Origin of the sequence: Methylobacterium sp. XJLW (genome assembly GCF_003254375.1) — a bacterium.
In the GTDB taxonomy this organism is placed as follows: Bacteria; Pseudomonadota; Alphaproteobacteria; order Rhizobiales; family Beijerinckiaceae; genus Methylobacterium; species Methylobacterium fujisawaense.
In genome coordinates, this window is record NZ_CP016429.1 from 2,213,645 (window position 1) to 2,238,822 (window position 25,178).

Genomic DNA, 25,178 nt, shown 5'->3' on the forward strand with positions numbered 1-25,178 from the left:
GTGACGGAGACCGCCCCCGCCCCCGCCCCCGCAGCCGTCGGCGCGCCCGAAACCGGTTTCGCCGCCGCCCGCCGCTCCAAGCGCTCGGCCGCCGTGTCGCTGGTTCTGGTCGCGGGCGCCGGCGCGGCCGCCCTGGCCCTCGGCGGCCTCGACCCGTCCCAGCGGGAGGAGGAGGCGCTCGTCTACGGGACGCTCGGCGCCTGCATCGCCCAGCAGCTGCGCAGCGCCGAGGCCTGCATCGCCGCCTACAAGACCGCGCAGGAGGCCTACGCGGCGACGGCGCCGCGCTACGAGACCGAGGCCGATTGCCAGCGCCACCACGGGACCGGCGGCTGCACGCCGGGCGGGCCGGTCACGGAGGCCGCGCGCGGCCGCTACCTGCCGGTGATGGCCGCCTTCCTGATGGGGCGGACGGACGCGCAGGACCTGCCGGTCCAGCCGCTCTACCCGCACGCCCCCGAAGAGGAGCGCGACGCGGCGGAGGCGGGGACGGCCGGACATGGGGGCGGCTACTGCACCGGCACGGGCGGCCGGGTCGCCTATGCGGGCGGCGTCTCGCGGGTCCATGTCCCCGCCTCGGTCGCCCGCACCACGAGCACGACCCCGCGCACGATCAGCCGCGGCGGCTTCGGCGGCACCGGGCGGGCGACGGCGTTCTCCGGAGGCTCGGGCGGCCGCACGGGCGGTTTCGGAGGCGGCTGATGCGCCGGGTGGCGATCCCGGAGCGGCCCGACTGGCGGCTCCACGCCGCGCGGGCCGGCTTCGCCTTCCACACGTTCGACGGCGCCCCCTACTGGGACGAGACCGCCTACTACGCCTTCAGCCTCGCCGAGATCGAGGACGCCATCGAGGCGCCGAGCGCCGCGCTGCACGAGCTCTGCCTCGCCTTCGTGGACCGGGCGGTCCGCGACGAAGCGATTCTCGCCGCGCTGCGGATCCCCGAGCATGCCTGGGACGCGATCCGGGCGAGCTGGGAGCGGCGCGACCCCAGCCTGTATGGGCGCTTCGACTTCAGCTACGGGGGAACCGGGCCGGCGAAGCTCCTCGAATACAACGCCGACACGCCCACCGCCCTCTACGAGAGCGCGGTCTTCCAGTGGCTGTGGCTGGAGGACGGGCTGGCCTGGGGACGCCTTCCCGCCGGCGCCGACCAGTTCAACACCCTGCACGAGGCGCTGGTGGCGCGCTTCGCCGTGGTGGCGCCCCCGGAGGGCGTCGCCTTCGCGGGCTTCCCCGACGCGCCGGAGGATCGCGGCACGCTGGCCTATCTCCAGGATTGCGCGCTCCAGGCCGGCCGCGCCGCCCCCTTCCTGCCGGTCGAGGCGATCGGGCTCGCCGAGGACGGGCGCTTCGTGGACGCGGCCGGTGCCCCGATCGGCTGCCTGTTCAAGCTCTACCCGTGGGAATGGATGTTCGCCGACCCGTTCGGCCGCGCGGTCGGCACGGCATCGACCCGGTTCCTGGAACCGCCCTGGAAGGCGGTGCTCTCCAACAAGGGGATGCTGGCGCATCTCTGGGCGATGGCGCCGGGCCATCCCAACCTGCTGCCGACCTATTTCGAGGAGGACCCGGCCAAGGCCGCGCTGGGCCGGAGCTTCGTGAGGAAGCCCCTCTACGGGCGCGAGGGCGCCAACGTGCTGATCGTGCGCGACGGCGCCGTCGCGGCGCGCGACGAGGGCCCCTATGGCGGCGAAGGCTTCGTGCGGCAGGCCCTGACCGCGTTGCCCGATTTCGAGGGCCGCCGCGCGCTGGTCGGCAGCTGGATGGTCGGCGATCGACCCGCCGGCCTGTGCCTGCGCGAGTCGGACGGCCTCATCACCACCGACCGGGCCCGGTTCGTCCCGCACCTCATCGCGCCGTGACCGCGGCCCGGGTCGCCGGTCACCGGCCCAGCGCCGCGAGTTCGCGCCGCATGTTCGACCGCGCCGGCCCCTCCAGCTCCGCCCGGGCCCGGGCGGTGACGAACAGCGGCCGGCCGGATGCGAGGGCCCCCCGCAGGAAGGCCGCGCGCCCCTGCCGGTAGGCGGCCTCGCCCACGACCGGGACGAATTCCCGCGCCACGCCCGCGGCGTAGCCGTCATAGGCGGCTCGGGCCGCCCCGAGGATCGCCATGTCCAGATCGAGGAAGAGCGCGACGTCCGCGGCGAGCGCGGCCGGGAGACCGTCCGGGACGGCGTGCCGCTCGGTCGCCAGGATCATCGTCTCGGCCGCCGCCAGCGTGGGTGCCGGGACCGCGCCCTCCAGCAGCACCCGCAGGAGCGCGGCGCTGCGGCGCTCGTTGTCCGGGGCGCCCGGCTGGTAGACGGCGTCGTGGAACCAGATCGCCAGTTCCACCGCGTCGGGATTCCGGACGGTCGCGCGGTGGGCGCGAAACGCCTCCAGGAGCGCGTCGATATGCGCCTGGCCGTGATAGACGCGCTGCGGCTCGGCCAGCCGGGCACGCAGGTCAGCCAGGATGCGGGGATGGCCGTCGAGCATCGTCCGATCCTCTATCCGATCCGCCTCCGCGGGACGAGACGGGACCGCACCGATCCGGGTTCGTCGATGGCCCGTCCGCGCGCGGTATGTCGGGCAACGTCCGGCCTGTCGTGGCCCGCTCCGGCGCAAATCCTGACATCCGCATGCGCCGCCCGGTTCAAGCGGCGCTGTGCGTCCGAAGGCTGAATCGGTCGCGTCCGGCGAGACCATCGTCTCCACATCCATGATCAATCATGCAATCTTCGATTTTGCGCAATGCAATGCCGTTGTCCGTGACAGGGTCTCTACTGGACGGATGACACCGGTTATCGCATCTGGTCTTCACGCCGGGCGCCGGCTACACGGGCTGAACGAATCCGGAGGATCCCCCGCGCCCATGAGAACGAGGACCCTGACAGCGACCACGTGGCTGGTTCTGACGACGCTGCTCGCCGCCGCCCCGGCTCGCGCACAGGCCCCTGCCTCCGCCCCCGCCCCGGCGGGTCAGGCGTCCAAGCCCGATGTCGATCCCGCGCAGGAGACGATCCGCAAGCTCAACGCCTATGTCGGGCTCCTCAACCGCACCCTGCGGGCGCAGGAATCGCTCAGCCGCTATCAGAGCTGGGTCAACATGAAGACCGGCCCGACCGGCCGCGAGCGGATCATCTACGGCCTCTACGGGCTCTACGATGTCCGCGGCGAGATCGCGAAGGCGGAGGCCGCGACGGCGCAGCCGCCCGCGATGCCGAACCTCGACGGCGCCATGACGCGCTACATCGCCGCCTACCAGGCCCTCGCGCCGACGATCACCGAGGCGGAGGGCTATTACGAGCGGCAGGATTACCGCGCGGACAAGATGGAGCAGGGCAAGGCGCTCCACGCCAAGCTCGCCGTCGCGGGGCCGGCCTTCCTGGCGGCGCGTGCCCTGGTCGACGCCGCGCTGCGGGTCGAGAAGGAGAAGAGCGACGCGCTGGAACTCGCCGCCATCGAGGCCCGGGAGGGCCGCAAGGCGCGCTGGCACGTCGCGAACGTGATGACCGAGGCGCGCAAGGTCATGGACCTGCTGCCCACCGACGCCAAGCCGGTCGTCGACATGGCGGCCTTCGAGGCCGCGCTCGGGCGCTACGCCGTCGCCGTGAAGGACCTGGACGGGTACAGCGCCGCCAACCCGAACGCCTTCCACGTGTTCGAGAGCCGGCCGCGCGCATTGCTCGGCAAGCTGCGCGAATTCGACGCCAAGCTCGCCAAGGCCAAGGGGGATGCCCGCCGCGGCGCCGGGCGCGACGTGACCTGGATCGTGAACGACTACAACACGATGGTCTCGACCGCGCAGACGGCCACGACCTTCTCGCGGTGATCGGGGGGCGCCGTCAGCGGCTGTCCCGGCCCGGTTCCGTCAGCCGCAGCGAGGTCGCGGCCGTGGTGACGGCCGCCTGCCAGCGCGCCCGCTCGGCCACGGGATAGCGGATGCGCAGGGTGACGAAGGCGCCGCCGCGCCCGCCCGCCCGGAGGGTCTTCCGGTACAGGATGCCGTCGGCGGTCGTGCAGGAAAACACGATCCAGCCGGGCTTGCGCGCCCCGTATTCGGGCGGTTGCCGCAGGCAGGTCTTCCGGTCCGCGGCCACGACGGCGTCGAGATCCTGGTCGAGCCCGTCGTTCAGGCCCGACACCGTCAGGTGCAGATGGCCGTCGGCCGAATGGAAGGCCTGCCCGTCGCCGTTGTCGGGCGGCGGCTCCGCGACGAGGTCGGCGGGAACGTCGATGGAGAAGCCGAAACGGGCATTGACCACGTGCCGGAGCGCGGGTGTATCCGACAGCGCCCCGCTCCAGTCGCGCCGGACCTGCGCGATCCGCGCAGTATAGACCCGCGCCAGGCAGGCGGCATCCGGGCAGGCATCGCGGATCCGCGTGCGCCAGCGTGCGTGGTCCGCACCGACGGTGTCGATCGCCCGGCCGGTCTCTCCGTCGATCCCACGGGTCTCCCCGGCGATCCTGTCGAACAGGCGCCTGAGTTCGTCGTCCAGCCTCGTCAGAGCGGGGTCGGCACAGATCAGCGTCTCGACCCGGCTCCGGCTCCCGGCGCAATCCGGAGCCGCCTGCGCGGCAGACGCGCCCGCGCTCAGGCCGAAGCCGAGCGCCAGCACGGGGCACGCGGCCCGCCATCGCCGCGGCCGGAAGGCCGGGCGCTCCGCGAACGCCGCTCTCGGCGAGGCCTGACCGGAAGCCCGGGCGGGACCGGGCATCGATCCGCCGCCTGCCGGCCGTGATCGCTTCGGCGGAGGCGTCTTCCGTCGCAGCACAACATCCTCCCTCCAGCGCGCCGCCACATCCCGGAACGGGCCGGGAGCCCGGGTCACCGGATCGTCGGCGGACCGAACGAAAGCTTTCGGGCAGAGTTGAGGCCGACCGTGAAGCCCGCACAGGGTCGAGGCGGAGTGAAAACGCTGCCGTCGGCGTCGCCTGCGCACCCGTGTGCCCGGCCTGGCGGATGTCGTCTCCCGACCCGAGCGCGCGATACAGGGGTACGCGGCGAAACCACCGGACATTGATTCCCGGAGATCGTTCTCCATGATCTGTCGGACGGTTTTGTTGACAGATTTATTTGCCAAAACAGAAAGGCATCGCTCAACGAACTGTCGATGATCGAGGGGCACCGGCTGCCGCTTCGTGCCGCCCGGTCAAGGCTGCCTCGCACGATCGTGCCGTCGGCCGGATCTTCGCGGTGACGCATGCCGGCAGCCCCGACGAGCGAGAGCGCCGCACAGCATCCCGCGATCGTCACACGACAGCATCCCTGCGAGACCGATCCCGGGACCCACGTTTCACCCGGTCTCGATCGGAAGCGGCCGGTCCGGTGCGCGCGGCCGCGATCGATTGCGCTGAGGAGACCGTTCGGTCTATCGCCTGCGCAGGACGGCCGGCGGCCTCGGGCGCCGGCTCGATCCGCGAGGAGCGCGCCCATGTCAGCCGCACACGCCCCGATCGGCCGCTTCCCGATCCCCCGCCTGGAGGATCTGCCGGCCGACATCCGCGCGCGGATCGAGGCGGTGCAGGAAAAGTCCGGCTTCGTCCCGAACGTGTTCCTGGTGCTCGCCCATCGCCCGGAGGAATTCCGAGCCTTCTTCGCGTATCACGACGCCCTCATGGACAAGCCGGGCAACCTGACCAAGGCCGAGCGCGAGATGATCGTCGTGGTGACCTCGGCCATGAACCAGTGCCAGTACTGCGTGATCGCCCACGGTGCGATCCTCCGGATCCGCGCCAAGGACCCGCTGATCGCCGATCAGGTCGCGATCAACTACCGCAAGGCCGACCTCACCGATCGGCAGAAGGCGATGCTCGATTTCGCCATGCTGGTCAGCCAGTCCGCGCATCTCGTGGGGGAGGCCGCGTTCGAAACGCTCGGGGCGCACGGCTTCGACGACGCGGATGCCTGGGATATCGCCGCCATCGCGGCCTTCTTCGGCCTGTCGAACCGGCTGGCGAACGTGACCGGCCTGCGGCCCAACCCGGAATTCTACACGCTGGGGCGCGGCTGACGGCATGGCCGTCCCGCCAGCGCCGCGGCGCACCTGACCGGCGCAGCTGAAAGCGACACCGCCTTGGACCCTCTCCCGTGACCGGCGCGGTGCTGCTCGCCCTGTTGCCGATCGTGATCCTGACCGCGCTGGGACTGGCCCTGCGGCGGCGTGGTTTCCTGGCCGAGGGCTTCTGGCCGCAGGCCGAGCGGCTGGGCTACTTCGTGCTGCTGCCGAGCCTGTTCTTCCACGGCCTCGCGACGGCGCGGATCGAGGCCGTGCCGGTCGGCGCCCTCGCGCTGACGCTGATCCTGTCGACCCTCGCCGTCGCGGTCCTCGTGATCGTCCTGAGGCCGTGCCTGAGGCTCGACGGACCGGCCTTCACCTCGGTGTTCCAGGGCAGTGTCCGCTTCAACAACTATGTCGGGGTGACGCTGGCCGCCGGATTGTTCGGGCCGCAGGGCATCGCGCTGGCGGCCATCTGCAACGCGGCGATCGTGCCCACCGTCAACATCCTCTGCGTGCTGGTCTTCGCCCGGCACGGCACGGTGCGGCTGACGCCGCGCGGCATCGCCCGGCAACTGGCCACCAACCCGCTGGTGGTGTCCTCGCTCGGCGGAATCCTGGTCCAGGGCCTCGGCCTCGGTATTCCGCCGGGGCTGGAACCGGCCCTGCGGGCCCTCGGGGCCGCGTCGCTGCCCCTCGGCCTGCTCTGCGTCGGCGCGGCGCTCGACTTCGGCACCGCCCGGCACTGGGCGGGGCCCGTGCTCGCCGCCTCGACGATGAAGTTCATCGCCATGCCGGCGGCGACGGTTCTGGCGGCCCTGTGCCTCGGGCTGCACGGCCCGGCGCTGACCACCGCCCTGCTCTTCCAGGTCCTGCCCACCGCCTCCTCCGCCTACATCCTGGCCCGGCAGCTCGGCGGGGACGCCCCCCTGATGGCGGGGATCACGGCGGCGCAGACCGTGCTGGCCCTGGTGGCGATGCCCCTGGTCCTGATCGCCCTCGCCGCCTGGGTTCCGCTCTAGGCTCCCGGCGCGCCGCCCGGCCCCGTCGTGCGACCTGGCGTCGCGCGCGCATGGCGGATCCGGTCGCCGTGCCCTTCGGCCACCCGGCACCGGCCTCCCGCGCGGACGGTTAAGCCGCCTGTGCCAATCCTTTAGCCCTATAGGAGCGGCACGGTTCGGCTGTTAACACGCTTTAAGTTTTGCGGCCGACCCGGTGAGGAGGCGAACCCCGGCTTGAACCTACGAAGCGGCGCGGCTCAGCGTCTTGATGTGACTGCGTGCGATCGCGAGCCCATCCATATCGTCGGCAGCGTCCAGCCGCACGGATTCCTGCTCGGGCTCGACGCCCGGTCCCTCGCCATCGTCCAGGCGAGCGCCAACGCCCCAGCGGCGGCGGCGGTCGGGACCATCCTCGACGCGGCTCTGCCCGACCTTGCGGCCGTCGTCCGGCACCACCTCGCGGCGGCGGAGACCCAGGACGGGGCCCTCTATCTTCGCACCGTCACGCTGGAGACCGGCAGCGGGCGCCAAGCCTACGAGGTGGCGGCCCACCGGGTCGATGACCTTGTGGTGGTGGAACTGGAGGAGATCGACGCGGCCGCCGCCGACATCGGCGTCGACCTGCTCACGCCGCGCCTGCGCGCCTTCGTCGAACGCCTGCACACCGCCAGAACCGTCGAGGACCTCTGCCGGTTCGTCGCCGAGGACATCCGCCAGATCACCGGTCTCGACCGCGCCCTGGTCTACCGGTTCGACCGCGACTGGCACGGGACGGTGCTGGCCGAGGCCGGGAACGGCGTCCTGCCCTCCTACCTCGACCTGCGCTTCCCCGCCTCCGACATCCCCGTCCAGGCGCGCGAACTCTACCGCCGGAACCGCCTGCGCATCATCCCCGATGCCGGCTACGTCCCCGTGCCGATCCGGCCGGCCACCACGCCGTCCGGCCGGCCCCTGGACCTCAGCCAGTCGGTGCTGCGCTCGGTCTCGCCGGTCCATGTCGAGTACATGCGTAACATGGGCACGATGGCGTCCATGTCGGTATCGATCCTCGTCGACGGCGCGCTCTGGGGCCTGATCTCCTGCCACAACCGCGCGCCCAAGCGCGTGCCCCTCCAGGCGCGCAACGCCTGCGACGTGCTCACCCAGATCTTCGCGCTGCAGCTCTCGGCCCGCGAGCGCGGCGCCCAGTCCGAGAGGCGTCTGGCCCTGGGCGCCGTGCAGGCGCGCCTCCTCGGCTTCATGGCCGAGGAGGACAGCTTCGTCGACGGCCTGCTCAACCATCCCGACGACGTCCTGGCCCTGGTGGACGCGACCGGCGCCGCGGTGGTGACGGCGGACCGCTGCCGGCTGCTCGGGGCCACGCCGACCGAGCGCGAGGTCCGTGGCCTGTACCGGTGGCTGTCCGCGCGCGAGGAGGCCGAGGAGGTCTTCGTCTCCGAAGCCCTGTCGGAGGCGTTTCCGGCGGCCGCGGCCTTCGCCGGGCGGGCGAGCGGTCTCCTGGCGGTCTCGGTCTCGAAGAAATACGCGAGTTACATCCTCTGGTTCAGACCCGAGGTCGTGCGGACGGTGAAGTGGGGCGGCAATCCCGTGAAGGCCGTCGAGCCCGATCCGGACGGCGGCCCGGACCGGCTGCACCCGCGCAAGTCGTTCGAGATCTGGAAGGAAACCGTGAAGGGCCGCTCCCTGCCCTGGTCCGACCCGGAGGTGGAGGCCGCCAAGGACCTGCGCGCCTCGGTGCTCGGCATCGTGCTGCGCCGGGCGGAGGAACTCGCCGCCATGAGCGAGGAGCTGCAGCGCACGAACAAGGAGCTGGAGGCCTTCTCGTACTCGGTCAGCCACGACCTGCGCGCGCCCTTCCGCCACATCGTCGGCTACGCGAACCTGCTCAAGACCCGCGAGGGGGCCCAACTGTCCGACAAGGGCCGGCACTACGTGGAGACGATCATCGAGGCGGCCTTCTCGGCCGGAACCCTGGTCGACAGCCTCCTGAGCTTCTCGCAGATGGGCCGGCACGCCCTGAACAAGGTCTGGGGCGACATGAACGCCCTGGTCGAGGAAGTCCGCCGCAAGGTCCTGCGCGACGTCACCCCCGACCGGACCATCCGCTGGGAGATCGCCCCGCTCGGCCGCGCCTATGCCGATCCGGTGATGCTGCGGCTCGTCCTCGAGAACCTGCTGTCGAACGCCGTGAAGTACACCCGCGACACCGCGGAGGCGGTGATCGCCGTGGGCAGCCTGCCGCCCCGGGACGGGGAGGCGGTCTACTACGTCCGGGACAACGGCGCCGGCTTCGACATGGCCTATGTCGACAAGCTGTTCGGCGTCTTCCAGCGCCTGCACCGGGTCGAGGAGTTCGAGGGCACCGGCATCGGTCTCGCCAACGTCCGGCGCATCGTCGAGCGCCACGGCGGGCGGACCTGGGCCGAGGGAACGCTCGGCCGGGGCGCCACATTCTACTTCACCCTGCCCATCCGGGAGGAGGCGCACTGAGATGGCAGGACTGAAACCCATCCTCCTGGTCGAGGACAATCCGAACGACATCGAGCTGACCCTCGCGGCCCTCGAATCGAGCCAGCTCGCCAACGAGATCGTCATCTGCCGCGACGGCGCCGAGGCCCTCGACTTCATCTACTGCCGCGGCGCCCACGAGAAGCGGCAGGCCCAGGATCCCGCCGTCGTCCTGCTCGACCTGAAGCTTCCCAAGGTCGACGGCCTGGAGGTGCTCGCCAAGATCAAGGGCGACCCGGTCACCCGCAAGACGCCCGTGGTCATGCTGACCTCGTCCCGCGAGGAGACCGACCTGGTGCGCTCCTACGACCTCGGGGTGAACGCCTTCGTGGTGAAGCCCGTGGGCTTCGAGGAGTTCTTCGCCGCGATCAAGGAGATCGGGGTGTTCTGGGCCCTCCTCAACGAGCCGCCGCCATACCGGGGAGGCTGGCCATCGAACGCGTGATCGGACGTTCCGCGGGCCCGCTGCGCATCCTGCATCTGGAGGACAGCGATCTCGACGCCGAGCTGATCGAGGCCGAGCTGGAGACGCTCGGGCATCCGGTCGAGATCGAGCGGGTGATGACGCGCGACGCCTTCGCCCGCGCGGCGGTGCCCGGCCGGTACGATCTGATCCTGGCGGACTACGTCCTGCCGACCTTCGACGGGGTGAGCGCCCTCGGCATCGCCCGGGCGCAATGCCCGGACACCCCGTTCATCTTCTGCTCGGGCACGCTGGGCGAGGACGTGGCCGTCGAGGCCCTGAAGAACGGCGCCACCGACTACGTCGTCAAGCAGCGCCTCGACCGGATGCCGCGCACCATCGTCCGGGCGCTGGCCGAGGCGCGGGCGCGCGCCGAGAAGCGCGAAGCCGAGGCCGCCCTGCAGGCGCTCAACGAGACCCTGGAGGCGCGCATCGCCGAGCGCACCCGGGAACTCGCCGCGGCGAACGACGCTCTGCAGGCTCAGATCGTCGAACGCGAACGGGCGGAGGACGCCCTGCGGCTCGCCCAGCGCCTGGACGCGGTCGGGCAGCTCACGAGCGGCGTCGCGCACGACTTCAACAACCTGCTCACGGTGATCGCCGGCAACATCGAGTTCCTGGAGCGCGCCGTCTCCGACGCCCGCTCGAAGCGCCGCCTCGACATGATGCGCGGGGCCGCCGAGCGCGCCGCCCGGCTCACGGCACAGCTCCTCGCCTTCTCCCGGCGCCAGCGCCTGGAACCCACCCCGGTCAGCCTGAACCAGACGGTCGCCTCGATGCGCGACCTGCTGCAGAGTTCGATCGGCGGCGCGGTTCGCATCGAGACCGCGCTCCAGCCCGATCTGTGGCCGGCTCTGGTCGACGCCACCCAGATCGAGCTCGTGATCCTCAACCTCGCCATCAACGCCCGCGACGCGATGGCGGTGGGCGGCCGGCTCGCCATCGAGACCGCAAATGTCAGCGTCACCGGGGCGCCGACGCGGCCCGAACAGCCGGCGCCCGGCGCCTACGTCATGGTGGCGGTGAGCGACACCGGCACCGGGATGACGCCGGACGTGCTGGCCCGGGTGTTCGAGCCGTTCTTCACCACCAAGGAGGTCGGCAAGGGGTCGGGTCTCGGGCTCGCCCAGGTCTACGGCTTCGTCAAGCAGTCCGGCGGCGGCATCCGCATCGACACGGTCGCCGGCGAGGGCACCTCGATCAAGGTCTACCTGCCCCGGGCCGCGGAGGCGAAGGGGGACGCACCCCGCAATGCCGCCGCGGCCGAGGCCGCGCGGATGCATCCGCCCGGAAGCGGCCCCCGGCTCCTGGTGGTCGACGACGACGCCGAGGTGCGCGAGGTGACGACGACCCGCCTGACCGAGGCCGGCTACGCGGTGCGCGAGGCGGCCTCCGGCCTCCAGGCCCTGGCGGCCCTCGAAGCGGATCCGGGCGTCGACCTCGTCGTGATGGATTTCGCCATGCCCGGCATGAACGGAGCCGAGACGGCTCTGGAGATCCGGAAGCGCTGGCCGACGCTGCCGGTGCTGTTCGTCACCGGCTTTGCCGACACCACCGCCCTGACGAAGGCCGGGGCCGTCGGCAGCGACGCGATCGTGCTGAAGCCGTTCCGGGTCGGCGAGCTCGAGGGCAAGGTCGCCGCCGCCCTGGCGGCCCGCCCGCCGGCGCAGCTTCGCCTGATCTCGGGCCGCGACAGGAGCGCCTGAGGCGTCCTCGACCCGGGCCGTGGCCATCGGACGGCCCGCTTCGGCGAAAGGCCGCCCCCGGCAGTCGGCGCTGCGACCGGAGCGGGGTGTCTGGCCCTGCCGGTGGTGCCGGCCTCCGGCTACACCCGCGCCCGGGCCGAGATGGGGGATCCGCGCTTTCGCGCAGCTGCCAATCGCGGCACGGGGCCTAGATCAGGGTCATGCCCCCTTCGCGCCCCATGACCCGCGCCGCCGGCCTCGAGGCCCTGGCGACATTCCTGACCGGTCCCGGCGCCGCCTACGCGGCGTCCCGGAACACGGATCGCGGCCCCGGTGCGACGCCGACGACGTCGGTTCTGTCGCCCTACCTGCGCCGCCGGCTGCTCACCGAGGAGGAGGTCGCCCGGGCTGCGCAGAGCGCCTTCGGCATCTCGGGCGCGGAGCGTTTCGTCTCCGAGGTGTTCTGGCGGATCTACTTCAAGGGCCACCTCGAAACCCATCCCGGCGCCTGGACCGGCTATCGGGAGGGTCTGGCGGCCGCACGGATGCGCCTTGCCGCCGAGCCCGGCCTGCGCCGGACCTACGAGCGGGCCGCCGCGGGGCGCACGGGCCTCGACGGCTTCGACGCCTGGGCCGGCCAGCTCGCCGAGGAGGGCTGGCTGCACAACCATGCCCGCATGTGGTTCGCCTCGATCTGGATCTTCACCCTGCGCCTGCCCTGGGAGCTGGGCGCCGACCTGTTCCTGCGCCACCTGCTCGACGGCGATCCGGCCAGCAACACCCTGTCGTGGCGGTGGGTCGCGGGCCTCCACACCCGGGGCAAGCCCTACCGCGCCCGGCGCGACAACATCCGGCAGTACACGGAGGGCCGCCACGATCCCGCCGGGCTCGACGAGGGGGCCGCGCCGCTGGAGGAGGACATGCCCCCGCGGGAGGTGCCCCTCGCCCCGGCCGACACCCCGCCGGACGGGGCGATCGCCCTGCTGCTGCACCTCGACGACCTTCATCCCGAGAGCCTTCCCCTCGGACCGGCCCGCGTGGTCCGCGTCGGCGGCCTTCTCGCCCACGCGGAGGGGGCGGTCGACCGGGTCCGCGCGGCCGACGCGGCGGCGCTGGCGGATGCCCTGACCCGGGCACAGGCGCAGTTCGGCTGCCCGGCCATGCCCGTGCAGGACGGCTGGGCCGGCGACCTGCCCGTGGTGACGGCCTGGGCGCCGGCAGGCCCCTCGGCGGAGGTGCTGCCGCGGGATTGCCTCCGGGTCCGCCGCCCCTGGGATTCGCGGGCTTGGCCCCTCGCGAACCGCGGCTTCTTCCGCCTGCGCAGCGCCATCCCCGGCCTGATGGAGGCCTGACGCCGCAGATGGTCGGCGGCAGGCGCCCCCGACGCCATGTTCCCGGGACCGCGGGGCGACGCCCGCGCCCGCATCCGGAGGTTCCGCCATGGACAGGGTCCTGTACGTGCTCGTCACCCTCGTGGAATCGGTGCTCGGGATCTTCGGCGTGCGGGCGCTCTACGAGCAGCCCGCCTACACGGTGGTCGAGCGTCTCGACCGCGGGGTCGAGATCCGGTCCTACGCGCCGCGCCTGGCGGTCGAGACCGATTCCCGCGGCCAGGGCGACGGCGAGGCCTTCGGCCGGCTGTTCCGCTACATCACCGGTGCGAACCGGGGGGGCGACCGCATCGCCATGACCGCGCCGGTGGAGACCGGCGGGCGGCGCATCGCCATGACGGTCCCGGTGGAGCAGGACGGGGCCGGCACGATGCGCTTCTTCCTGCCGCGCGCGGTGGCGGCGGCCGGGGCGCCCGCGCCGACCGAGCCGGGGATCCGGCTGGTCGAGATCCCGGCCGAACGGATCGCGGCGTTGCGCTTCTCCGGCCGTCTCACCCCGGAGGCGCGGGCCGCACAGGCGCGCATCCTCGCCGACGTGCTGGCGGCGGCGGGACGGAGAACCGAGGGCGCGCCGTTCGTCATGGGATACGATCCCCCCTTCGCGATCCCGTTCCTGCGCAGGAACGAGGTGGCCGTCCGGCTGGCCTCCCCGTGAGCCGGAGGCGGCGACGGGGGCCGGTCCCGGCCGGCATCCCGATGGCCCGTCGCCGAACTTCCCGATTGCGTAATATTCCCGGAAGTTACTTCCAAATATGCCCGAAGATCCCGGACGATGGTTCGATGATGTTATATCTGCGCAACACTGTGCGTCATTCGATGGTCTTTTCCGGCACGGGCAGGGATTAAACAAAACGTGAATTGCGACCCGAACCCGACCCGAGATCAGTGACGCTCACGCAGCCGACGGGAAGCGGCGCGAGCCTTGAATTCAGGTTGGGGGAAGATATGCACGCCCTACGTGGCAGCTTGATCGCGTCCGTGGCCCTGTTGCCCGGTGTCGCGCAGGCTCAACAAGCCGTCACCCTCGGTGAGATCAGCGTCGTCTCGACGTCGCCGGTGGGTGCGGGCGGCGGCAATTCCAGCGGCGCCCAGACCCTCGATACCCTCGCCCAGACCGCGCCGACGCTGCCGGCTCCGGCCGGCGGGGTGCGCCTTCGGGGCTCGGAGCAGCCGCTCAACAAGATCCCCAGCACCGTCGAGACCGTCACGGCGCGGCAGATCGAGATCGACCGGGGCTCCGACAACGTGATCGCCACGCTGGCGCGGCAGACGCCCGGCGTGAACCTCAACGATTCGCAGGGCAATTCGAACCGGGTCGATCTCAGCTATCGCGGCTTCACCGCCTCGTCCGTGCAGGGCGTGCCGCAGGGGCTCGCCGTCTATCAGAACGGCGTGCGCATCAACGAAGCCTTCGGCGACGTCGTCAATTTCGACCTGATCCCCCCGCAGGCGATCCAGCGGATCGACGTCGTCACCGGCAACCCGGTCTTCGGCCTCAACGCCATCGGCGGCGCGGTCAACATCCAGATGAAGAACGGCTTCACCTGGCAGGGCACCGAGATCTCGGCCTGGGGCGGCTCGGACGCGCGCACCGCCGGCTACCTCGAATACGGCAAGGTCTCCGGCCCCTGGAGCTTCTATTTCACGGGCGACGGTTTGAACGACCGCGGCTGGCGCTACCAGAGCCCGAGCACGATCGGCCGCCTCTACGCGGATCTCGGCTACCGCTCCCAGGATTCGGAGTTCCACCTGATCGGGCTCGCCGCCCGCAGCTTCTACGGCGCCGCCGCCGCGACCCCGGTGGACTTCACCCACCGCGATCCGCGGGCGATCTTCACCTACCCGCAGACCCAGACGACGCAGGTCGGCACGATCCAGCTGACCGGCCGGGTGGACATCTCGCCGACCTGGGATCTCGCCGGCAACGCTTATTACCGGCGCTTCAGCGAGAATTACGTCGACGGCAACCAGGGCAACTTCGAGAATTGCAGCAGCCGCAGCAGCTTCCGGGGCTCGCTCTGCTACCAGGACGACGCGTTCAACGTGAACGCGCCGCCTACCAGCCAGGTGGCGGCCCGCCGGGCCTACGCCAACCAGTTCGCGATCCTGGGCCTGAACAACCGGACGATCCCGTTCCTGCGGAACATCCCCTACGGCACGATCGACACGACCCTGACCGAGGCCGAGTCGTATGGTGGCTCGCTGCAGGCGGCCAACCGCGACCGGATCTTCGGCCTGAACAACGCCTTCGTGGTCGGCGGCAGCGTCGACGCCTCAACCTTCGCGTTCAAGTCGTCCAGCCAGCTGGGCGTGATCAATCCGAACCTGTCGATCACCGTCGACCCGAACAACCCGTATTACGGCACCATCCCGGGGCTCGGCACGCCGGACATCCGCACCCTCGGGGCGATCGGCCTCGCGCCCAGCTCGGTGACCGGCTCGACGCTGTATCTCGGCCTCTACGCCACCGACACGCTGGACCTCACCGACCGGCTGTCGCTGACCGGCGGCTTCCGCCTCAACTACGCCCGCATCCAGACACGCGACCAGACCGGCTTCTCGCCGGACGTGACCGGCGTGCACGAATACACCAAGGTCAACCCGCTCGCGGGCCTGACCTACCAGTTCGACCCGGCGGTCAACCTCTACGGCAGCTATTCGGAATCGAACCGTGCCCCGACCCCGCTGGAGCTGTCCTGCTCCAGCCCGACCCAGCCCTGCCTGCTGCCCAACTCGCTGGTGGCCGATCCGCCGCTCAAGCAGGTCACCGGCCGGACCTACGAGGCCGGCTTCCGCGGGGTGATCCCGAGCTTCCTGTCGGGCGGCGCCCTGACCTACAAGGCCGGCGTCTACCGCACCGACCTGAGCAACGACCTCTATCAGGTCGCCGTCGCCGGCAATGCCGCCAGGGCCTACTACATCAACGTCCCGGCGACCCGGCGCCAGGGCATCGAGGTCGGCGCCGAATACGCCGTCACCCCCGACCTGCTGGTCTACGCCAACTACGCCCTGGTCGACGCGACCTTCCAGTTCAACGCGACCCTCTCGTCGCCCAACAACCCCCTGGCCAGCACGGGGGCGACCGGCGGTGCCGTGGGCGGCGACGTGATCCCGAACGGCGGCATCCGGGTGCGGCCGGGCGACAAGATCCCGCTCATCCCCGATCACCAGATCAAGGCGGGCTTCGAGTACAACATCACCCCGAACTGGCGCTTCGGCCTCAACGTCTCGGCTTTCTCGTCGTCCTATTTCCGCGGCGACGAATCGAACCTGAACCGCAAGTTGCCGGCCTACTACGTGATGAACCTGACGACGAAGTATCAGGTCACCAAGAACCTGGAGATCTTCGGGCTGATCACCAACCTGACGAACAACCGCTACGCCACCTTCGGCACCTTCGCCGAGACGGGGGCGGTCGCCGGCAACCTGTCGATCAACGATCCCCGGACCACGACGCTGGCGCAGCCGCTCTCGGTCTATGCCGGCCTGACCTACCGGTTCGGGGAAGATCCGGTCCCGATGGCGCCGGAGCCGATCATCAGGAAGTACTGATCCCGCCCGCGGGACCCTGACGGCACCCGTGAGCGCGACGCGGCCGGGGTGAACGCCTTCACCGCGCGCGCCTGCGACGCGGACGGCCGGCCCGTGCTGGTGCGGGCCGGGCCGGCCTCCTCAGCGTCGATCCAGCCGGGGACGTCCGCCGGACGTCCCCGTTCCCCGGTCAGGCCGCGTCCGGCATGCGGTCCAGGAGCTTGTCAAGGGTGATCGGGTAGTCGCGCACGCGGATGCCGGTGGCGTTGTAGATCGCGTTCGCCACCGCGGCGGCGATCCCCGAGATCCCGAGCTCGCCCACGCCCTTCGCCTTCATGGGCGAGGACCGCGGGTCGACCTCGTCGAGGAAGATCACCTCCTGATGCGGGATGTCGGCGTGGACCGGCACCTCGTATCCGGCGAGGTCGTGGTTGGCGAAGAAGCCGCGCTTGGTGTCGACCGCCAGCTCCTCCATCAGGGCCGCCCCGGTGCCCATGACCATCCCGCCGATCACCTGGCTGCGGGCCGATTTCGGGTTGAGGATGCGACCGGCCGCGCAGACCGCCAGCATCCGCCGGACCCGGACCTCGGCGGTGTAGACGTCCACGGCGACCTCGACGAAATGCGCCCCGAAGGTCGAGACCTGCTGCTCTTTCGAGACCTTGCCGAACTCGATCGTGTCCTCCGCGACCAGCTCCCCGTCCGCGGCAGCCTGGGCGAGCGGGATCGCGCGGTTGCCCGCGCGGACCTCGCCCTCCTCGAACACCGCGTCGGTGGCGTTGAAGCCGAGCTTCTGCGCCACGGACTCCCGCAGCTTCACGCAGGCCGCATAGACGCCCGCCGTCGACGAGTTGGCGCCGAACTGGCCGCCCGAGCCCGAGGAGACCGGGAAGTCCGAGTCGCCGAGCCGCACCGCCACCTTGTCGAGGGGCACGCCCATCATCTCGGCGGCGGTCTGGGCGATGATCGTGTAGCTGCCGGTGCCGATATCGGTCATGTCGGTCTCGACCGTGACCGTGCCGTTGCCGTCCAGTCGCACCCGGGCGCCCGACTTCATCACCATGTTGTCGCGGAACGCCGCCGCCATGCCGAGGCCGACGAGCCATTGCCCGTCCCGGACCTGGCCGGGCTTCGGGTTGCGCTTGGCCCATCCGAACTTCTCGGCGCCGAGCTTGAGGCAGCCGACGAGGTCGCGGTGGGAGAAGCGCAGGTCCGGTTGGGTCGGGACGACCTGCGTGTCGTTGCGGATGCGGAACTCCACCGGGTCGAGGCCGAGCTTCTCGGCCATCTCGTCCATGGCGACCTCGAGCACGGCGAGGCCCGGGGCCTCGCCCGGCGCCCGCATGGCGTTGCCCTCGGGCAGGTCCAGATGGGCGAGCTTCATGGCGGTGAGGCGGTTCTTCCCCGCGTAGAGGAACTTGGTCTGGTTCACCGCCGTCTCGGGATCGCCGTCCGGCAGGTTGCCGGAAGTGCTCTCATGCGCGATCGCCGTGATGGTGCCGTCCTGCGTGGCGCCGATCCGGACCCGCTGGATCGTGGCCGGCCGGTGCGTGGTGTTGTTGGCGATGAGCGGGCGCGTGAGCGCGACCTTCACGGGCCGCCCCGTCGCCTTGGCGGCCAGCGCCGCCAGCACCGCGTCGGCGCGCACGAACAGCTTGCCGCCGAAGCCGCCGCCGACATAGGGGGCGTCGAGCCGGACCTTGTCCTTCGGCAGGCCGAGCATCTTGGCGAGGCTGCCGTGGCCCCAGCCGATCATCTGGTTGGCGGTCCAGAGCGTCACCCGGTCGCCGTCCCAGGCCGCCGTCGTGGCGTGCGGCTCCATCATGGCGTGGCTCTCGTCGGCGGTCGTGTAGGCCGCGTCGAGGGTCACGGGCGCCTGCGCGAAGGCCCCCTCGAAATCGCCGACGCGCTCCTCGCCGTCGCCGCCGCTGCCCTCGCCGCTCTCGGCCGGGACCGGCTCGGCGGTCTTCGCCGCCGCCGCGAGGTCGAAGGCGCCGGCTTCCGGGGCGTACTCGACCGCGACCAGGAAGGAGGCCGCCCGGGCCTGCTCGAAGGTTTCGGCCACCACCACGGCGATCGCCTGGTGGTAGTGCTGGATCACGTCGCCGCCGAACAGGTAGGCGACGTTCATCACGCCGCGCTCGATCCGGGGCGTGTCGAGGGTGGTGACGATACCGATGACGCCGGGGGCCTGCCGGGCCGAAGCGGTGTCGATGCTGCGGACGCGGCCCTTGGCAATGGCCGAGCCGAGCACGTAGCCGTAGGCGGCCTCGGGCGCCGCGTCGTGGCGCTCGTAGGCGTAGGGGGCGGTGCCGGTGGTCTTGTACTTGCCGTCGATCCGGTCGGTGGGCTGGCCCACGACCTTGAGCCGGTCGATCGGGTTCGGGCCGGCGGGGGTGTCGAACTTCATGGCTCAGGCCCTCGCTTGGTTGAGCGCGGCGCCGAGGGTCCGCTCGGCGAGCTTCAGCTTGTAGGCGTTCTCGGGGGTGGGCTTGGCGTCGGCGAAGACCCGGTCGGTCACGGCCTTCGCGCCCTTCGGCAGGTCGGCCTCGGCCGCCGCGTCCCGCCAGGGCTTGGCGGCGACGCCGCCGAAGGCGACGTGACCCGTCCCGTCCTTGCCGAGGATGGCGGCCACCGAGACCAGCGCGTAGGCATAGGAGGCGCGGTCGCGGACCTTGCGGTAGATATGCGTGCCCGCCACCGGCTTCGGCAGCGTCACCGCGGTGATGAGTTCGCCGGGCTCGAGGTTCGTATCCCGTTCGGGGGCGTCGCCGGGCAGGCGGTGGAACTCGGCGATCGGGATCCGGCGCTCCGTGCCCGCGGCATCGACCGTCTCGACGGTGGCGTCGAGCACCCGCATGGCCACCGCCATGTCGCCCGGATGCGTGGCGATGCAGGCGTCGCTGCCGCCGATCACCGCGAGCTGCCGGTTGACCCCGTCGAGGGCCGAGCAGCCCGAGCCGGGCCGGCGCTTATTGCAGGCCTGGGCCGTGTCGTAGAAATACGGGCAGCGGGTCCGCTGGAGCAGGTTGCCGGCGGTGGTCGCCTTGTTGCGCAGCTGGCCCGAGGCGCCGGCCAGCAGCGCCCGGCTCAGGACCCCGTAATCCTTGCGCACCCGCGGATGGGCCGCGAGGTCGGTGTTGCGCACCAGGGCGCCGATGCGCAGGCCGCCCTCCGCGGTCGGCTCCACCGTGTCGAGGCCGAGGCCGTTCACGTCCACGAGGTGGCGCGGGGTCTCGATCTGCAGCTTCATCAGGTCGAGGAGGTTGGTGCCGCCGGCGATGAACTTGGCGTCGGGCGTCCCGGCGACGGCGGCGGCGGCTTGAGCGGGCGTGCTCGGGCGCTCGTAGGTGAAGGACTTCATGCCTGCCCCCCGGCGACTTCGGTCATCGCCTCGACGATGTTGGAATAGGCGCCGCAGCGGCAGATGTTGCCGCTCATGCGCTCGCGGATCTCGGCTTCGGTGACCCGGGGTGCGGCATCGAGGTCGACGGTGACGTGGCTCGGGATGCCGGCCTTGATCTCCTCGAGGACGGCCACGCCCGAGCAGATCTGGCCCGGCGTGCAGTAGCCGCACTGGTAGCCGTCGTGCTTCACGAAGGCCGCCTGCATCGGATGGAGCTGGTCCGGCTGGCCGAGCCCCTCGATCGTGGTGATCTCGGCGCCCTGGTGCATGATCGCGAGCGTCAGGCAGGCATTGATGCGCCGCCCGTCGACGATCATCGTGCAGGCGCCGCACTGGCCATGGTCGCAGCCCTTCTTGGACCCGGTCAGGTGCAGGTGCTCGCGTGCCGCGTCGAGCAGGCTGGTGCGGGTGTCGAGGTCCAGCGTGCGCCGCTCGCCGTTCACCGTGAAGGTGACGGTGGCGAGGACCGGCGCGTCGGTCCGTGCGGTGGTCTGTGAAGTCCCGGCACCCCGGTCCTGGGGCGCGGCGGCGGTAGCTCCCACCATCAAGTTTCTCTCCGGTTCAGATCACAAGGGCAGGGACGGCGCGTCTCGGTCTCCGGGCCGGCGCCGCCGCCGACGCGCGTCGGCCCATCGCAGGCGGGACACCCGGGGAAACACCGACACCCTGGATTGGCTCCAAGGTAGCGCCCACGTCCCCGATGGTCAGGGGTCGACGGGATCATCGACCCGAAAATCGCGGGCCCCGCGGTCGGAGGCCGCGGGCCCGACCGATCACGAGACGCATGCGCGCCGACCGCGGTGCGGCGCTGCGGGTGGCGCCCGGCGGCGGCCGGGGACGTTGACGCCAAACGAAAGGGCCGACCCGAAGGCCGGCCCCAACGTGCGCCCTGCGAAAATTCCTACTCGGCCGCCGTCATCTCGGGGGTGTAGTGGCCGCACCAGTCCTGGGCACCGACAATCGGCCACAATCCCTTGGACTCGGGCGCGGGCTGGCTGACCGGCGGGTTGAAGCGGCACAGGCCGGCATCGTTCTGGGCGACGGCGCCGTTGCCCTTGTGCTCGTCGAAGAACCGGCAGGTCTCGCACTTGGCGTTCATGGTCAGGCTCCTGTGAAGCCGGCGGCCGCGGCCGCCCTGGCGGGGAACGGAGAGCGTGGACCTTAGAAGTGATCCAATCTGCTGGCCCAACGTCGGACGGATCCGGCGGGTTCCCCATCGGGTAAGGCCGGCGACGGCCCTCACCCGGCCGCGGCGAGGCCCGATCCGGCGGCGACCGCCACCGCGGGAGCGCCGACCGCCGCGGCGTAGTCGGCGATCGGGCGCGGCTTGCCGAACAGGTAGCCCTGCATCTCGCCGCAGGCCTCCTCCGTGAGGAACTTCATCTGCGCGTGGGTCTCGACGCCCTCCGCGACCACGCCCATGCCGAGGCTGCGGCCGAGGCTGAGCACGGCGCGCACGATCACGGCAGCCTGCGGTCCGGTCCCGAGCTGCGCCACGAAGGAGCGGTCGATCTTCAGCTTGTCGAACGGGAAGGCCTGGAGGGTGGCGAGCGACGCGTAGCCGGTCCCGAAATCGTCCATGCTGATCCGGATGCCGTAGCCCTTCAGGCGCCGGAGGATGCCCACGGCCCGCGCCATGTCGTTGATGATGATGCTCTCGGTGACCTCCAGCTCCAGGCGGTCCGGCGACAGGCCGGTCTCTGCCAGGATGGCCAGGACGGACTCGGGCAGATCGGGCTTCTGGAACTGGCGCGGCGAGAGATTGACGGCGACCTTCAGGGGCTGCGCCCATTGCGCCGCCTCGCGGCAGGCCTCGCGCAGCACCCAGTCGCCGAGCACCACGATCAGGCCGGTTTCCTCGGCGAGCGGCACGAAGACGCTCGGCGCAACGCTGCCGCGGACCGGGTGCGTCCAGCGCAGCAGCGCCTCGAACCCGACGAGCGCCCCCGTGTAGCCGTCCACCTGCGGCTGATAGTGCAGGCTCAAGGTATCGTCGTCGAGAGCCTGCCGCAGGTCGCGTTCGAGCATCCGCCGCTCCTCGGCCTCCTCGTCCATGGCGGGGGTGAAGATCCGGTACGTGCCGCGGCCCTCGGCCTTCGCCCGGTAGAGGGCGAGGTCGGCGCGGCGGTAGAGGGGCTCCGCATCCATTCCGTGCTCGGGCGCCAGCGCGATGCCGATGCTCAGGCCGACGCCGACCCGGTGCCCGGCCACGCTGAACGGGCTGTCGAACAGGGCGATGAGGCGCTCGGCCAGGGCGGCGGCCTCCGCCGCGCCCCCGTCCGAGAGCACGGCGAACTCGTCGCCTCCGAGCCGGGCCACCGCCCCGTCCCCCGCGGCGCGCCGCAGGCCGGCCGCCACGCGGCGCAGGAGTTCGTCCCCCGCTTGGTGGCCGAGGCTGTCGTTCACGCTCTTGAAGCCGTCGAGGTCGAGGTAGAGGACCGCGCAGGCGCCCCCGCGCAGGGCGATGTCGGCGAGGCTGCGCGCGAGGGTCTCGTGGAAGAGCGCCCGGTTCGGAAGGCCGGTGAGCACGTCGTGGCGCGCCAGGCGGGCCACCTCGGCCTCGGCGGCCTTCCGCTCCGTGATGTCGGTGAAGGTCCGGACGAAGCCGCCATCCGCCAGCGGCACGGTGCGGATCTCCAGCACGAGGCCGTTCGGCCGCGCCCGCTCGTGGACCTGCGTCTGCCCGGCCTCGCCGCGCTCGATCCAGGCCCGGGAGGAGCGGTCCGTGAGTCGGCGCTCGCGGCGGCTTGCCTCATGGCGCAGCACCGCCCGGTAGCTCGGCTGCGCCTGCATCATCGCCCGGGGCAGATCGAGGAGCGCCAGCGCCCGCTCGTTGCACACGCGCACCGCACCGCCCGCGTCGACCATGATCAGACCCTGGTCCATGCTGTCGAGGGTGGCGTCGAGCAGCAGGGTCTTCTCCCGCAGCATGTGGCTCTGTCGGGCCAGGGCGACGTTGATCCGGCGCAGGTGGTCCAACATCAGCGTCAGCGCCGCGAAGGCCAGGATCACGGCCATCATGGCGGCGATGCCGCCGGCCAGCACGCCGCGGGCGAGACCGAGCTGCGGGATCGCCAGGGCGGGATCCGGCACCACCCGGGCGGCCGCCATGGCCAGGAAGTGCAGGACCGCGATGGCGAGGGTCAGGACGGTCGCGGCCGCGAACCGGGCCCGCGGGCCGGCGGGCCCGACATGGATGGCCATCCCCACCGCCGAGAGCAGGCAGCCCGCCGCGATCGCCGTGACGGCCAGGGCCGGGTCCCAGGTGAAATGCCCGGGCAGCCGCACGCCGGCGATGCCGAGGAAATGCATGCCGGCGATGCCGATCCCCAGCACCAGGCCGGCCCCGGCCCCCGCCCAGCGCGACGGCGTGGCCCGGGCGAGCAGGAAGGCCGCGGTGGCGGCCGCGATGGCGACCAGCAGGGAGAGCAGGGTCGTGCGCGGCTCGTAGCCGAGCACCACCCCGGGATCGTAGCCGAGCATGCCGATGAAGTGCGTGCTCCAGATCCCGGCTCCGATCGAGAAGCCCGAGGCCAGGAGCCAGATCGGCCCGTGCCTGTGGGCCTGGACGCGCTGCTCGAGCTTGAGGGCGACCGCGCAGGAGATCCAGCAGATGCAGGCCGCCAGCGCCACCACCCAGGCGGTGTGTTCCTCGGTCAGGCAAGCGAAAGCGCGATACATCGAGGTGCCCCGCCCATCTGCGATGGCCGGAACCGTAACCTGCGGATACTAATCAGAAGTTGCATAAGCTGCGGTCGCGGACGGCCCGGCACCCGCGGGCGGGCGTTTCCGGCGCGATTGTCCCACCCCTTCAGCGCAGCCTCTTTGCCCTATAGCCTCGCCCGGGTCGCGGCGACGAACGGGCCGCGCCGGCCTTCAACCGTGGCTTTCAACCGGCCGCACCGCGAAGTCCGCCAGCAGCTCCTGGAGTTCGTCCTCGTGGACGAGGCGCGCCGCCTCTTCGGGGGGGAACCATCGCAGCGTGCGCTGATCCTGCTCCGGCCAGCGCGCATGCTGGGCTTCGACCCGCAGCGGGTAGACGCGGACCATGCAGGGGAACGCCCGGCCGTGATCGAAGCGCTTCTGATAGTGGTACCGACCGACCGGGCTCGCCGCGATCTGCCCTTTGAGACCCGCCTCCTCGAAGGCCTCCCGTTCGGCCGCCTGATGGGCCTTCCGGCCGGACATCGGCCAGCCCTTCGGAATGATCCAGCGGCCCGTATCCCGCGAGGTGATCAGCAGGATCTCGATCCGGCCCTCCGCGTCGACGCGGAACGGCAGGGCCGCCACCTGCTTGAGCGGCTTCAGCGGTTTGACATGCGCCTTCCGGAGCAGCTTCTTCAGGTTCGGCCGCTTGGATGACGTCTTCAGCGCCGACCTCGGGGAAGTTGGGGGGCGGGGTTTCTGATGTTGCTTTTGCAAGGCCAAGACTCCTCGCGCTTTTACATAAGTTTAATACGATCCCAATTCAGCCCGTGCGAATCGGCACCGAGCCATGCCCGCAGCGCTGTGCTCATCCCCGGCAGCCCGCTTGTCTCGGGCCGGCTCCTCCGCGAAAGCTCCTGCGTCAAATGTCCACGAGGCACGGTATGCCGGTCGAGATCGAGCGCAAGTTCATCGCGAACCCGTCGGTTCTGGCACTGTGCCGGGAGGGAACGCACTTCGTTCAGGGCTATCTCTTCACCGACGCCGCCAACACGATCCGGATCCGCCGCGCCGGGGCGCGCACGCTCATCACGTGGAAGAGCCCGCGCCGGGGCGCCTGCCGGGACGAGATCGAATTCGCCATCCCGCCCGAGGACGGCGCGGCGCTCCTCGCCACGGTGCCGCCCGACCGGCGGCTGGAGAAGACCCGCTACCGGGTCGTCCATGCCGGAGCGACGTGGGACGTCGACGTGTTCGGCGGGGGGCTCTCGGGCCTGATCCTGGCCGAGATCGAGCTGGAGCGCGAGGACCAGCCGGTGGTGCTGCCCCCCTGGGTCGAGGGCGAGGTCACCGGCGACGCGCGCTACCGCAACTCGCGCCTGGCCGCGGGACTGGTGCCGGAGCGGCAGGCGGCTTGACCGTCTGCGCCCCCGCCGGATCCATCGGGTTGGACAGGCGGCGTTCCAATGGGACGCCGCCAAGCGCCGGATTGCCGGGACGCGGGACGAGCCGCCCGGCGTGCCGCTCCCGGGGCTGACGGATAGAGCCGGTTTTGGACCGGATGGAG

General features: G+C 71.4%; 20 protein-coding genes. 12 read left to right on the forward strand and 8 right to left on the reverse strand.

Going from position 1 to position 25,178, the window contains the following annotated elements:
• On the forward strand, positions 1-702 hold the full coding sequence (locus tag A3862_RS10210) for a DUF1190 domain-containing protein (protein WP_236961928.1): 702 nt from the start codon (positions 1-3) through the stop codon (positions 700-702).
• Positions 702-1,862, forward strand: coding sequence for a glutathionylspermidine synthase family protein (locus A3862_RS10215; protein WP_111473561.1), 1,161 nt, complete (start codon positions 702-704; stop codon positions 1,860-1,862). Before A3862_RS10210 ends, A3862_RS10215 begins: the two co-directional genes overlap by 1 nt.
• A gap of 19 nt (positions 1,863-1,881) precedes the next feature.
• Here A3862_RS10215 and A3862_RS10220 read toward each other — a convergent pair whose 3' ends face one another.
• Positions 1,882-2,478 carry an HD domain-containing protein gene (locus A3862_RS10220; RefSeq protein ID WP_053611335.1) on the reverse strand — a complete coding sequence of 199 codons (597 nt, stop codon included), beginning with the start codon at positions 2,476-2,478 and terminating at the stop codon, positions 1,882-1,884.
• A 376-nt stretch (positions 2,479-2,854) separates the two neighbouring features.
• Between A3862_RS10220 and A3862_RS10225 the strand changes: the two genes are divergently transcribed.
• The gene (locus tag A3862_RS10225; RefSeq protein ID WP_052083692.1) at positions 2,855-3,814 is read left to right on the forward strand and encodes a YiiG family protein; all 960 of its coding nucleotides are present in this window, start codon (positions 2,855-2,857) and stop codon (positions 3,812-3,814) included.
• A gap of 13 nt (positions 3,815-3,827) precedes the next feature.
• On the opposite strand, the gene A3862_RS31490 is transcribed toward A3862_RS10225, so the two are convergent.
• Positions 3,828-4,700 (reverse strand): hypothetical protein, encoded by an 873-nt coding sequence (locus A3862_RS31490; RefSeq protein ID WP_158498468.1) that lies wholly within the window; start codon positions 4,698-4,700, stop codon positions 3,828-3,830.
• Between the two features lie 717 nt (positions 4,701-5,417).
• Between A3862_RS31490 and A3862_RS10235 the strand changes: the two genes are divergently transcribed.
• The 8 genes from A3862_RS10235 (at position 5,418) to A3862_RS10270 (ending at position 16,581) form a co-directional block, all read left to right on the forward strand.
• Complete coding sequence (locus tag A3862_RS10235; RefSeq protein WP_111473562.1) at positions 5,418-5,996, forward strand: peroxidase-related enzyme; 579 nt, start codon at positions 5,418-5,420, stop codon at positions 5,994-5,996.
• Between the two features lie 77 nt (positions 5,997-6,073).
• Positions 6,074-7,003 carry an AEC family transporter gene (locus A3862_RS10240; RefSeq protein WP_043759569.1) on the forward strand — a complete coding sequence of 310 codons (930 nt, stop codon included), beginning with the start codon at positions 6,074-6,076 and terminating at the stop codon, positions 7,001-7,003.
• A gap of 213 nt (positions 7,004-7,216) precedes the next feature.
• The gene (locus A3862_RS10245) at positions 7,217-9,472 is read left to right on the forward strand and encodes an ATP-binding protein (RefSeq protein ID WP_043759567.1); all 2,256 of its coding nucleotides are present in this window, start codon (positions 7,217-7,219) and stop codon (positions 9,470-9,472) included.
• A 1-nt stretch (position 9,473) separates the two neighbouring features.
• Positions 9,474-9,935: a response regulator gene (locus A3862_RS10250; protein ID WP_043353847.1), complete on the forward strand. Its 462-nt coding sequence runs from the start codon at positions 9,474-9,476 to the stop codon at positions 9,933-9,935.
• A complete protein-coding gene (locus tag A3862_RS10255) occupies positions 9,932-11,659 on the forward strand; it encodes a hybrid sensor histidine kinase/response regulator (protein WP_043759565.1) in 1,728 nt (575 codons plus the stop codon). The genes A3862_RS10250 and A3862_RS10255 overlap by 4 nt, the downstream gene beginning before the upstream one ends.
• Positions 11,660-11,859: 200 nt before the next feature.
• Positions 11,860-12,990 carry an FAD-binding domain-containing protein gene (locus A3862_RS10260; protein WP_100794026.1) on the forward strand — a complete coding sequence of 377 codons (1,131 nt, stop codon included), beginning with the start codon at positions 11,860-11,862 and terminating at the stop codon, positions 12,988-12,990.
• 88 nt (positions 12,991-13,078) lie between these two features.
• On the forward strand, positions 13,079-13,684 hold the full coding sequence (locus A3862_RS10265) for an SOUL family heme-binding protein (RefSeq protein ID WP_043759561.1): 606 nt from the start codon (positions 13,079-13,081) through the stop codon (positions 13,682-13,684).
• A gap of 290 nt (positions 13,685-13,974) precedes the next feature.
• Positions 13,975-16,581: a TonB-dependent receptor gene (locus tag A3862_RS10270; RefSeq protein ID WP_043759558.1), complete on the forward strand. Its 2,607-nt coding sequence runs from the start codon at positions 13,975-13,977 to the stop codon at positions 16,579-16,581.
• 169 nt (positions 16,582-16,750) lie between these two features.
• Here the strand turns inward: A3862_RS10270 and paoC are convergent, their stop codons facing one another.
• The 6 genes from paoC to A3862_RS10300 all read right to left on the reverse strand — a co-directional run bounded on the left by paoC (position 16,751) and on the right by A3862_RS10300 (position 24,310).
• Positions 16,751-18,970: an aldehyde oxidoreductase molybdenum-binding subunit PaoC gene (gene paoC, locus A3862_RS10275; protein ID WP_043759557.1), complete on the reverse strand. Its 2,220-nt coding sequence runs from the start codon at positions 18,968-18,970 to the stop codon at positions 16,751-16,753.
• A gap of 3 nt (positions 18,971-18,973) precedes the next feature.
• Positions 18,974-19,924: an FAD binding domain-containing protein gene (locus tag A3862_RS10280; protein ID WP_043386121.1), complete on the reverse strand. Its 951-nt coding sequence runs from the start codon at positions 19,922-19,924 to the stop codon at positions 18,974-18,976.
• Positions 19,921-20,511 carry an aldehyde dehydrogenase iron-sulfur subunit PaoA gene (paoA, locus tag A3862_RS10285; RefSeq protein ID WP_043759553.1) on the reverse strand — a complete coding sequence of 197 codons (591 nt, stop codon included), beginning with the start codon at positions 20,509-20,511 and terminating at the stop codon, positions 19,921-19,923. Before paoA ends, A3862_RS10280 begins: the two co-directional genes overlap by 4 nt.
• Before the next feature lie 356 nt (positions 20,512-20,867).
• Positions 20,868-21,065: a hypothetical protein gene (locus A3862_RS10290; RefSeq protein WP_043353828.1), complete on the reverse strand. Its 198-nt coding sequence runs from the start codon at positions 21,063-21,065 to the stop codon at positions 20,868-20,870.
• A gap of 140 nt (positions 21,066-21,205) precedes the next feature.
• Positions 21,206-23,647: a bifunctional diguanylate cyclase/phosphodiesterase gene (locus tag A3862_RS10295; protein ID WP_111473563.1), complete on the reverse strand. Its 2,442-nt coding sequence runs from the start codon at positions 23,645-23,647 to the stop codon at positions 21,206-21,208.
• Positions 23,648-23,842: 195 nt separating this feature from the next.
• Positions 23,843-24,310 carry an NUDIX hydrolase gene (locus A3862_RS10300; protein ID WP_051044698.1) on the reverse strand — a complete coding sequence of 156 codons (468 nt, stop codon included), beginning with the start codon at positions 24,308-24,310 and terminating at the stop codon, positions 23,843-23,845.
• A gap of 245 nt (positions 24,311-24,555) precedes the next feature.
• On the opposite strand from A3862_RS10300, the gene A3862_RS10305 reads away from it, so the two are divergent.
• On the forward strand, positions 24,556-25,029 hold the full coding sequence (locus A3862_RS10305; protein ID WP_043348059.1) for a CYTH domain-containing protein: 474 nt from the start codon (positions 24,556-24,558) through the stop codon (positions 25,027-25,029).
• Positions 25,030-25,178: the final 149 nt, after the last annotated feature.